This window comes from Vibrio sp. 10N.261.52.C11 (assembly GCF_041471405.1).
Lineage (GTDB): Bacteria > Pseudomonadota > Gammaproteobacteria > Enterobacterales > Vibrionaceae > Vibrio > Vibrio crassostreae_C.
The window spans coordinates 1-11,432 of the sequence record NZ_JBFROI010000007.1; the positions used below are offsets into that span (position 1 = coordinate 1).

Annotated in this window: 8 protein-coding genes and 2 tRNA genes; 4 read left to right on the forward strand and 6 right to left on the reverse strand. The window is 44.9% G+C overall.

The window, feature by feature from the left end; all coding sequences use genetic code 11:
- Positions 1 to 83 precede the first annotated feature (83 nt).
- Positions 84 to 174: transfer RNA gene (locus tag AB4323_RS01565), tRNA-Ser, on the forward strand.
- 116 nt (positions 175 to 290) lie between these two features.
- Here the strand turns inward: AB4323_RS01565 and ilvY are convergent.
- Positions 291 to 1,181 (reverse strand): HTH-type transcriptional activator IlvY, encoded by an 891-nt coding sequence (gene ilvY, locus AB4323_RS01570; protein ID WP_017061966.1) that lies wholly within the window; start codon positions 1,179 to 1,181, stop codon positions 291 to 293.
- 146 nt (positions 1,182 to 1,327) lie between these two features.
- On the opposite strand from ilvY, the gene ilvC reads away from it, so the two are divergent.
- On the forward strand, positions 1,328 to 2,812 hold the full coding sequence (gene ilvC / locus AB4323_RS01575; protein WP_017061965.1) for a ketol-acid reductoisomerase: 1,485 nt from the start codon (positions 1,328 to 1,330) through the stop codon (positions 2,810 to 2,812).
- A gap of 274 nt (positions 2,813 to 3,086) precedes the next feature.
- On the opposite strand, the gene ubiK is transcribed toward ilvC, so the two are convergent.
- The 4 genes from ubiK to AB4323_RS01595 form a co-directional block, all read right to left on the reverse strand.
- Positions 3,087 to 3,338: a ubiquinone biosynthesis accessory factor UbiK gene (gene ubiK / locus AB4323_RS01580; RefSeq protein WP_004735787.1), complete on the reverse strand. Its 252-nt coding sequence runs from the start codon at positions 3,336 to 3,338 to the stop codon at positions 3,087 to 3,089.
- A 119-nt stretch (positions 3,339 to 3,457) separates the two neighbouring features.
- Entirely contained in the window at positions 3,458 to 6,580 is a 3,123-nt protein-coding gene (locus AB4323_RS01585) for a multidrug efflux RND transporter permease subunit (protein WP_372151447.1), read from the reverse strand.
- Positions 6,581 to 6,591: 11 nt separating this feature from the next.
- A complete protein-coding gene (locus AB4323_RS01590; protein ID WP_065583842.1) occupies positions 6,592 to 7,698 on the reverse strand; it encodes an efflux RND transporter periplasmic adaptor subunit in 1,107 nt (368 codons plus the stop codon).
- A gap of 18 nt (positions 7,699 to 7,716) precedes the next feature.
- Entirely contained in the window at positions 7,717 to 8,298 is a 582-nt protein-coding gene (locus tag AB4323_RS01595) for a TetR/AcrR family transcriptional regulator (RefSeq protein WP_017061961.1), read from the reverse strand.
- Positions 8,299 to 8,478: 180 nt separating this feature from the next.
- Here AB4323_RS01595 and rep point away from each other — a divergent pair, with 180 nt between their 5' ends.
- Positions 8,479 to 10,497, forward strand: coding sequence for a DNA helicase Rep (rep, locus tag AB4323_RS01600; RefSeq protein ID WP_017061960.1), 2,019 nt, complete (start codon positions 8,479 to 8,481; stop codon positions 10,495 to 10,497).
- A gap of 81 nt (positions 10,498 to 10,578) precedes the next feature.
- Here the strand turns inward: rep and AB4323_RS01605 are convergent, their stop codons facing one another.
- Positions 10,579 to 10,992 (reverse strand): cytochrome c5 family protein, encoded by a 414-nt coding sequence (locus AB4323_RS01605; RefSeq protein ID WP_017063036.1) that lies wholly within the window; start codon positions 10,990 to 10,992, stop codon positions 10,579 to 10,581.
- A 298-nt stretch (positions 10,993 to 11,290) separates the two neighbouring features.
- Here AB4323_RS01605 and AB4323_RS01610 point away from each other — a divergent pair.
- Positions 11,291 to 11,367, forward strand: a tRNA-Arg gene (locus AB4323_RS01610).
- The last annotated feature ends 65 nt before the right edge of the window (positions 11,368 to 11,432 follow it).

The window sequence follows — 11,432 nt, forward strand, 5'->3', positions numbered from 1 at the left end:
ACATCGCCAGGCTTTAAATATCGTTACCTGTGTATACATGTAACAACATCTACAGTGTACTAATCTGTTGATGACAATTTTTTGGAGGGATGGCTGAGTGGTCGAAAGCACCGGTCTTGAAAACCGGCAACCGTTAATAGCGGTTCTAGGGTTCAAATCCCTATCCCTCCACCACCATTAGAAAGCACGCTGAGAAATCAGCGGGCTTTTTTCTTATCTGCGATATACATAAATAAAAGGGGAAGGGCACTGACGTGCTCTTCCCTTTTTTGTATTTAAAACAATGACGACTAGTCCGCTAAATATTTCCCTTCTGCAACTTGCCAGAACGCTCGAATTAGAGGGTTATCTAGCTGTGCTCGCTTACAACATACGCCTAACTCAAATGGCTTGATAGGTTCTATCTTTAAGCGGCTAACTTTATCTCTTACTGGGCTGTTGTTTATGACCACATCAGGTGCGATGCCAACTCCACATCCTAGTGCCACCATACTTACAATCGCCTCATGGCCAGAAACTTGCGCGTATATGTTGGGTTTTATCTTCATCTTTTTAAACCATGCATTGGCTCGTTCACGCGCTGTTCCTGCTTCTGGGATGATAAAGGGCACTTCATTCCAGTTTGGCTTATCGGATTGCAGTTGTTGGCTAAAGCTACTCACACCAGATGGAATGATGACTGACAGTGGAATATCGCTGATGGTTTCGAATTCTAACCTTGAAGGAAGGATGTCTGGCTTTGCTGAAATCGCGATATCCGCTTCATCGTTTAAGATCTTGTCGATGGATTGAGCTGGATCACCAGTAGAGAGCTTAAATTCAATATACGGATGAATAGCCCTAAATTCGGTTATGAGTTCAGGTAGGTGACTGTAGCTAGCCGTTACTGAACAAAATATACGGATCTCACCTTTAAGTTCTTGCTCTCCGCCCTTCAGGTGAAGGTTATATTGCTGCCACTCTCCCACGATGCTCAATGCTACAGGCAATAGGTGTTTTCCTGCTGGGGTAAGATCAACACTGCGGTTGTCTCTGATTAGCAGTTCTTGTCCTGTTTCCTCTTCAAGCTTTTGTATCTGACGGCTCAGCGCTGAAGGACTGACGTGCATAGCAGCAGCGGTTTTGCTGAAACTCTTGCTGTCGCATAAATGTATAAATAATTGTAGAGATTTTATGTTCATGTTCTGCGATCGTTTCCATGTTGCATTTATTGCAATAACTAATTGTGAATATATCACTTTCAGCAACGGAGTGTCTGTTTTAGTATGAAGTCATTCGATAGAGAGATATCGACCTTACGGACTTATTTTTAAAGGAGTGCCCTAGAATGGCTAACTATTTCAATACATTAAACCTTCGTGAACAACTAGACCAATTAGGTCGTTGCCGCTTTATGGATCGTGAAGAATTCGCGACAGAAGCTGAATACCTTGAAGGTAAGAAAATCGTAATTGTTGGTTGTGGTGCTCAAGGCCTAAACCAAGGTCTAAATATGCGTGATTCTGGTCTAGACGTATCTTACGCTCTACGCCAAGCGGCAATTGATGAAAAGCGTCAATCATTCAAAAATGCTGATGAAAACGGCTTTGTTGTGGGTAGCTACGAAACGCTAATCCCTCAAGCAGACCTAGTAATCAACCTTACTCCTGATAAGCAACACACAAACGTTGTTGAAACAGTAATGCCTCTAATGAAGCAAGGCGCTGCTCTTGGTTACTCTCACGGCTTCAACGTTGTGGAAGAAGGCATGCAATTACGTGCTGACCTTACTGTAGTAATGGTTGCACCTAAGTGTCCAGGCTCTGAAGTTCGCGAAGAGTACAAACGTGGCTTCGGTGTACCAACACTTATAGCTGTTCACCCAGAAAACGACCCTAAAGGCGAAGGTTGGGATATCGCTAAAGCTTGGGCTGCAGGTACTGGTGGTCACCGTGCAGGTTGCCTAGAGTCTTCTTTCGTAGCAGAAGTTAAATCTGACCTGATGGGTGAGCAAACTATCCTTTGTGGCATGCTACAAGCGGGTTCTATCGTATCTTACGAGAAGATGATTGCTGATGGCATCGAACCTGGCTACGCAGGCAAGCTTCTACAATACGGTTGGGAAACGATTACTGAAGCACTTAAGTTTGGTGGTGTAACTCACATGATGGATCGCCTATCTAACCCGGCTAAAGTTAAAGCGTTTGAGCTTTCTGAAGAGCTTAAAGACCTAATGCGTCCGCTTTACAACAAGCACATGGATGACATCATCTCTGGTCACTTCTCTAGCACAATGATGGCTGACTGGGCGAACGATGACGTGAACCTACTAGGCTGGCGTGAAGAGACAGGCGAAACTGCATTCGAAAACTACCCAGCTTCTGACGTAGAAATCTCAGAGCAAGAGTACTTCGACAACGGTATCCTAATGGTTGCTATGGTTCGTGCCGGTGTTGAGCTAGCATTCGAAGCTATGACTGCATCTGGTATCATCGATGAGTCTGCTTACTACGAATCTCTACATGAGCTTCCACTAATCGCAAACACAGTTGCTCGTAAGCGTCTTTACGAAATGAACGTTGTAATCTCAGATACTGCTGAGTACGGTAACTACCTATTCGCTAACGTAGCAACACCGTTACTACGTGAGAAGTTCATGCCTTCAGTAGCAACTGACGTAATCGGCCGCGGTCTAGGTGAAACATCTAACCAAGTTGATAACGCTAAGCTAATTGAAGTAAACGAAGCTATCCGTAACCACCCTGTAGAGTACATTGGTGAAGAGCTACGTAGCTACATGAGCGACATGAAGCGCATCGCTGTAGGCGGTTAATTAGTCGCTTAGATACTGATAAATTTGCAGAAAAAGCGAAGCAGTATCACTAACTCCTTACAGGTTGGAGTTATAAATAAGCAACACAACATCTAATGAAAAGGCTTGGTCGCCGTTGACCAAGCCTTTTTGCTTTTAGTAACAAAGTCTTAAAAATCAATCAAATGAACATTGTTTGATCAGTCTTTGTCGACTTTCAGTTCTTGATTGATCTTCAGAAATACAAAAGGGTTGGTGCTTTCACACCAACCCTTTCAGTTTTCTTGCTTTACGCTTACTTGTCGGCAATCTTTGCTTCTAAGTCCGTTAGCTTTTGTTCCATTTCAGTCAGCTTTTGGCGAGTGCGCAGTAGTACTTGTGTTTGAACATCAAATTCTTCACGGCTTACAACGTCTAGCTTGTTCAGTTGGCCTTGGATAACCTGACGAACTTTTTGATCTACGTCTGAACCAAGCTCTTTTACTGGTTGAGGCATAGAATCGTGGATCTGCTTAGCAATCTGCTCTAGTTTTTTTGGATCAAACATATCAATTAAAACTCCTGAATATTTATCACTATTCTATTTAATCACACTTGATATGTCGCCTATGGCGTACAAAAAAAGGCCACCGAAGTAGCCTTTTTATTGTAATTACGACTTAGTGATTACTTATTATCAGCTAATTCTCTGTGCGCTGCTTTTGCTTCATCGACGCGAGCTAGCTTTTCTAGGTCTTTGTCTTCAACAAATACAGGTAGAGGTTTGTGTTTTTCAGCCAAGTAGCTGTAAATCACTGGCAGTACAAACAGAGTGAAGATAGTACCAATCGCTAGACCAGCAACGATTACGATACCGATACTGAAACGCTGAGCCGCACCCGCACCACTTGCGTACATCAGTGGGATTAGACCTGCGATCATCGCCGCCGTTGTCATCAGGATTGGACGAAGACGAACCTTCGCAGCTTCCATTACCGCTTCGATACGAGTCTTGTGATGATGTAGCTGCTCTTCTTTTGCAACTTCACAGATCAAGATACCGTGTTTGGTAATCAGACCAACCAAGGTGATCAAACCTACCTGCGAGTAGATGTTCATCGTTGCCGCACCCCAAGCTAGAGCTATTAGAGCACCACAGATCGCCAGTGGTACAGATACCATGATAACCAATGGATCCTTAAGAGATTCGAATTGAATCGCAAGTACCAAGAAGATGATAGCCAGTGCTAGACCAAAGGTCGCGTAAAGTGCGCTACCTTCAGTTACGTATTGGCGCGCTTCACCCATGTAATCGTGGTTGTAGCCACTTGGTAGTTTATTTGCTGCTGTATCTTCAAACCAAGCAATTGCATCACCCATTGCCGCACCTGGTGCAGGTACCGCACCAATCGTCGCTGAGTTCAATTGGTTGAAGTGAGGAAGAGAACGAGGTTCTGCCACAACATCAATCGTAATTAAACTGCCTAGTGGAACGGCGTTACCATCAGATGCTCGAACGTAGTAGTTGTTCATCGACTCTGGGTTCAAACGGAATTTACGTTCAACCTGAGGAATTACCTCGTAAGAACGTCCATTCAAGTCAATACGGTTGACGTAGCCATCTGACATCATGGTACCTAGCGTGATACCGATATCTTGCATGGTCACACCGTATGCGCCTGCTTTATCCTTGTCGATGTTGATCTTCATGGTTGCTGAGTCGTAGTTCAGGTCGAGATCTGAATATACAAACAGTGGGTTTGAAGATACATCAGCCAGAATATCAGTGGTGATTTGGAACAAGCTTTCAAAACTGTTTGGCGTTGTAATGACAAACTGAATTGGAAGGCCTGAACCTGCACCTGGTAGTTCTGGCATTTGGAACGCTGTTACCGCCATTCCAGGAACATCTTTCACCAAACCACCAACGCGGTTTGCTACTTCTGATTGGCTTGCTTCACGCTCACTCCATGGAACCATAGATGCAATACCAAACGCTTGGTTTGCATTAGGAACACCAGTAAACACCTGCGCGTACGCTACTTCTGGCTGGTCAGACAGAATTGTGTTTACGTCGTTCATGGTATTTTGCATGAAGTCTAAGTTCGCATTCGAAGGTGCCGTACCCATTAGCATGATTACACCCTTATCTTCTGAAGGTGCTAATTCACTAGGGATGAACTTGAATAACATCGGCAAACTTGCAAATACGATGATAGCAAAGCCAATGAATACTGGACGATGCTGCATTACCGCGCCAAGCATACGCTCGTAACGGTTAGTCATACCATCCAGTACACCATGAACTTTCTGTTCAAACTTGCTTGGCTCAGCGTGAGCTTTCAGCATTTTTGAACACATCATTGGCGATAGCGTAAGTGCCACAATACCTGACACGAAAACCGAACCTGCTAGGGTTAACGCAAACTCTTTAAATAGCGAGCCTGTGATACCACCCATCATTGCGATTGGAGCATATACCGCACCTAGCGTTAGTGTCATTGCGATAACAGGGACCGCAATTTCACGGGTACCGATAATTGCCGCACGGAAAGGGGACTCCCCGAGCTTGATGTGCCGGTCGACGTTCTCAAGTACTACGATCGCATCATCTACCACTAAGCCGATGGCGAGTACCATTGCCAGGAGTGTCATCAGGTTCCAAGAGAAACCCATTGCCTGCATTACCATTGCCACACCAATCAAAGACAGTGGGATAGTAACGATAGGAATCAGTACCGCTCGGAATGAACCTAAGAACAAGGTGATTACGATCAATACGATTAATGCAGCTTCAAGGATTGTCTTGATAACCTCTTGAATTGACTCGTTAATAGCAATAGTTGAATCGTACATTACGTTCATAGAGATGTTGCTTGGTAGGTTCTTCTCTAGTTGAGGAAGAAGCTCAAGTACATCTGCAGCGATGTTGATTGGGTTGGCACTTGGTGCCGCATTGATCGCAGCAACAACCGCTTCCTGACCGTTTGCACTTGCACGGTAAACGTCGTGGCTTTTCTCTAGAGAAACCTTAGCGATGTCAGACAGACGAATAATCTCACCTTCACCACTTCTAACGACTAAGTTCTCTAATTCTTCAGTGTTCGATACTTGCGTGTCGGCACTGCCGTTATAAAGAACAAACTCGCCGGTTGCTTGACCTGTAGCCGATTGGTAGTTGTTGGCATTCAATACCGTCATTACATCACTAGCAGTTAGGTTAACTGCAGCCATTTTTGACGGGTCTAGCCATACGCGTAGTGCGTATTTCATGCCACCGTATAGGTCAACTTTCGATACACCATTTACCGTAAATAGCTGCGGGTTAATTACACGCTCTAGATAATCGGTAATTTGGCTCGACACCAACTCATCACTAGTAAAACCAATGTAGAGTACAGCTGTTGTTGAACCAGTCGACATGGTTACGGTTGGATCTTCCGCTTCTTTTGGAAGCTGAGAACGCACCGAGTTTGTCTTGGCCAGTATGTCAGACAGCGCTGCATTCGGGTCGGTGTTCAACTTCATGTTCACCGTAATCGTCGAGCTACCGAGTACAGAAGAGGAAGTCATATAGTCGATGTTATCCGCTTGCGCCACAGCCTGTTCGAGGGGTTGGGTGATAAAGCCTTGGATAAGATCGGCACTTGCACCGTAGTAACTCGTGGTTACGGTTACAACGGTATTCGTCATTTCAGGGTATTCACGCACCTGCATTTTGAAGATTGCTTGTAAGCCAAGCAGCGCAATCAAAAAGCTGATGGATACCGCTAGAACTGGACGTTTAATAAAAACATCAGTAAAGCGCATTGTGCCTCCAGTTACAGCTTAGGTGTTTCAGATGGTGGAGTGATTGCATCACTTTCAACAACCTTAACTTTGGCGCCGTTACTTAGACGTACTTGGCCAGAAGTTACAACCGTATCGCCAGCTTTAACGCCTTCAAGGATGTGCGCGATATCTGCTGTGCGTTCACCAACTTTCACGACGTGTTGAGCAACACGCTGAACGCCGTCTTCTTCAGTCAGGATGTAAACATTGTCACCGTATAGAGTGAAAGTAATCGCTGTTTGAGGCAGAGTTACTTGATTCTCTAGTTTAGGCAGAATGATGTTAGCGCGAGCGAACATGCCGCTACGAAGTTTGCCATCATTGTTTGGAATATCTGCTTGAACTTGGATAAGACCACTTTGGATGCTAACTGCGGGTTCAATTGCACTAATAGAGCCTTCAAACGGTGTTTCTGGGTAAGCATCAACAAAGATGTCGACAGCTTGGCCTACATTGATACGAGAGATGTCGGTTTGAGAAACCGTGAAGCGAAGGCGCATTACACTGGTATCTTCTAAACGAACGATATCTGTACCCGATTGCAGGTATTGACCTAGGTATACGTTACGAATACCAACAGTACCATCGAATGGTGCGCGAATTTCGCGACGATCGATAGACGCTTTTAGACTTTCAATATCAGCTGAAAGAGAGAAGTAGTTAGCTTCTGCTTCATCGTACGCTTCTTTAGAAATAGAGCCTTTCTTGAATAGACCTTGGTAACGCTTGTATTTTGCTTTCGCAGCAGGCAAACGAGCTTCAGAACTCTTAAGGTTGGCTTTCTCTACGTCAGAATCAAGACGTACCAGTTGCTGACCACTCTTAACATCAGTACCCGATTCGAAAGAAATTTGGTCAATAACACCGCTGGTTTCGTTCGCTAGTGTCACACCTTGATTTGGTTCGATGAAGCCGATAGCTTCAATTACGGGAACCCAGTCGATCGGCTGAACTTCAGTTACCGTTACGGGAAACTCGGGTTCAGGGCGGTTGGCCATATACTCAGCAATTTTTTGTTGTTTGAACATGTTGAATCCAATAACGCTGCCAAAAAGCAATACAGCGATGAATAACATGAAGAAAGTCCACTTTTTCATTATGGTCAAAACTCCGATCTAGTGTTTAATTATTGCGTCCCAACTGGCTTCGATTGCAGATTCTAGTTCTGCCTCATCAAGTTGGTAAAATCCTAAAGAATGCTTGCGTGCTAGAGAAACACTAGCCGCCAAGCTCAATCCACCTAATACTTCATTGTTAAGTGGTTTAAACAATCCTTGTTCTTTCCCCTCATTAAATAGCAGCTCAACTTGGGCAAACATTTTACGTTCTAGTTCCCTGAAGTTTAGGCTATTTGTGATGGGTAGAGAGTCATACTGAACCCGATTTTTTATTGCGGCTAAATTCGTTCCTGCTAAGTTCCATATGTTCAACCACATAGTACGGTAGCGTTGTTTAATTGGATCCGAATCATTAACCCCTTGTTGAACAGCATCAGCTACTCTTTGAGTCACGAGCATTCGAACATCTTCTATCAAATGCTCTTTATCATCGAAGTAGCGATAGATAGTGCCTGCAGCCACTCCCGCTTCTTTGGCTAATTTTTGCATTGAAAGGCCTTGGAAACCGACCTCTGCAATTAGCTTTTCAGCTGCAGAAAGTATTTGCTGGCGTTTATCCCGAGGTGCATGAGTTGTCATATTTCAACCACCAATGAATGAACGTTCATTCATTATAGCCTAATAACCACACACATGTGCAACAAAGTTTTACATAATCAGCGTAAAAATCTTGTATAAGAGAACGTAGCATTCGTGCTGTTGCAGCATTATTATAGGCGCGCAATTGAATTCGCCCCTCTAGACCAAACTGAGAATCAAATGAAACTGAACCCAAGACAAGATGAAGCCGTGAAATATGTTTCGGGCCCCTGCTTAGTATTAGCGGGCGCTGGATCCGGTAAAACACGTGTTATCACCAATAAAATTGCTTATCTGGTTCAGGAATGTGGCTATAAGGCGCGTAATATTGCGGCGGTGACCTTTACTAATAAAGCGGCACGCGAGATGAAAGAGCGTGTTGGGCAAACTCTAGGTAAGGGCGAATCGAAAGGGCTGATTGTTTCGACTTTTCATACCATGGGCTTAACCATCATTCGCCGTGAATACAAAGCGCTGGGTTTGAAAGCGGGTTTCTCTCTGTTTGATGACCAAGACCAGTTAGCTTTGTTAAAAGAGTTAACAGAGAGACAGATCGATGGTGATAAGGATTTGCTACGCGCTTTAATGAGCACCATTTCGAATTGGAAAAATGACATGCTGACGCCAGATCAGGCGAAAGCACGTGCTCAAGGCGAACAAGAGCAGTTGTTTGCATTCTGTTTTGAGATGTACCAGAAACAGATGAAGGCATACAACGCACTCGATTTTGATGATCTGATCGCGATGCCTGTATTACTACTGAAAACCAATCAAGAGGTGCGTGAGCGCTGGCAGTCGCGTATCCGCTATTTACTGGTCGATGAATACCAAGATACCAACACCAGCCAATATGAGTTGGTTCGTTTACTGGTGGGAGAGCGTGGTCGCTTGACGGTAGTAGGTGACGATGACCAATCTATCTATTCATGGCGTGGTGCAAAACCGCAAAACTTGGTGTTGCTGGGTGAGGACTATCCAAATCTTCGCTTGATCAAACTCGAGCAAAACTATCGTTCAACCAGTCGAATCTTACGTGCGGCGAACATCTTGATCGCCAACAACCCACACGTTTATGAAAAGTCACTGTTCTCAGAGATCCCAGACGGTGAAAAGCTCAAGGTACTGAATGCTAAGAATGAAGAGCATGAAGCAGAGCGTATTACCGGCGAGATCATCGCCCACAAGTTTTTGAACCGTACTGAGTACAAAGATTACGCGGTGCTTTACCGTGGTAACCACCAATCGCGCTTAATTGAAAAAGCGCTGATGCAGAACCGCGTGCCCTACAAGATCTCTGGCGGAACCTCTTTCTTCGCTAGAGCCGAAATTAAAGACATCATGGCTTACCTACGAGTGTTGGTGAACCCTGATGATGACAACGCCTTCCTGCGTATTGTAAACACGCCTCGCCGTGAGATAGGCCCGGTTACGCTAGAAAAGCTAGGTAGCTATGCCAATATGCGTGGTAAGAGCTTGTTTGAGGCCAGCTTTGAGATGGGCTTAGAGCAGACACTGACGGGGCGTGGTTTAGAAAATTTGCGCCGCTTCGGTGACTGGATTGTTCGTATCTCAGACAATGCCGAGCGTGGTAATACGGTTGAAGCCGTTCGTTCTTTGGTTCGTGACATCAACTACGAAGATTGGTTGTACGAAACCTCAGCGAGCCCGAAAGCCGCTGAAATGCGAATGAAGAACGTCTCTGATCTGTATAGCTGGATTGTGGCCGATCTTGAGGGTGACAACTACGATAAAGAAGAGAAAACCCTGCGCGAGGTGGTTCAACGTTTAACGCTGCGCGATATGATGGAGCGTGGTGAGGATGATGACGATGCAGATCAAGTCCAATTAATGACATTGCATGCATCGAAAGGTCTAGAGTTCCCATATGTATTCCTGATGGGTGCAGAAGAGGGCATCTTGCCGCACCAAACCAGTGTCGATGAAGGCAACGTAGAAGAAGAACGTCGTCTTATGTATGTGGGGATTACTCGAGCGCAGAAAGAGCTGACTTTTACTAAGTGTCGTGAACGTCGTCAATATGGTGAATTAATAAAGCCAACACAAAGCCGCTTCCTCGATGAGCTGCCGCACGATGATGTGGAGTGGGAAAGCGTTAAGAAGCCTCAATCCGCTGAAGAAAGAATGGAAAAAGGGCAGGCGCACATTGCGAATATTCGAGCGATGTTCAACAAGAAGTAATGCCCTACTTTAATCGCACTATATAGAAGCCAATAAAAAAGGTGACCATGAGGTCACCTTTTCTGAATCTGGCATTTTTAATTACAGACCGGCAATCATGTGCTCGATAGCATCTTTGATTTCGTCGTCTGAACAATCCATACATGAACCTTTCGCTGGCATCGCATTGAAGCCGTTGATTGCGTGGTCAGCTAGAATGTCGCGACCTTGAGCAATGCGAGGACCCCAGTCACCAGCATCACCTGTTTTAGGTGCGCCACTTACGCCAGATGCGTGACAAGCGATACAAAAGGTACCGTAAACTGCTGCGCCATCACGAGGGCCTGTTGGTTCTGCGGCTACTGGCTCGCTGCCGACTAGGTAAACTTGGCCAACTGGTTTGATGCGTTCAGCAATTGCATCGTGCTCCGCTTCGCTTAGGCCTGCAGCCATTGCGCCAGTTGAAAAGGTTAAAACTGCGATGACAACGCTTAAAATTCGACGAGACATATCCATTAAACTCACTTTACATTCCCAAGGTAAGTACATGCTTACCAATTTATAGTGTTGGAAGGGTGTTTTGGCTTTAACCAGCAAAGAGCAACTGTTAAACCAATGTAAATAATGGGTGATTATATCCCGATAAGTTGTTGCAATAAACAACAACTTATAAGCTGTGGCGGGTTGTAGTACTCAAATAAGGGGTTTATCACATATTAACTGTCGAAAAAGAGACCAAACAGAAAAAAAAGTTAAAAAAGTACTAGACGGCATTGGGTGATATACGTATTATTCCACTCCGCCGACAGGGCATGCGCCTGTAGCTCAGCTGGATAGAGCGTTGGCCTCCGGAGCCAAAGGCCGAAGGTTCGAATCCTTTCAGGCGCGCCATCCGGTCTCTTACTTCGGTAAGTGAGAAATTGGCAAAAAGAAATAATGGTGGCTATAGCTCAGTT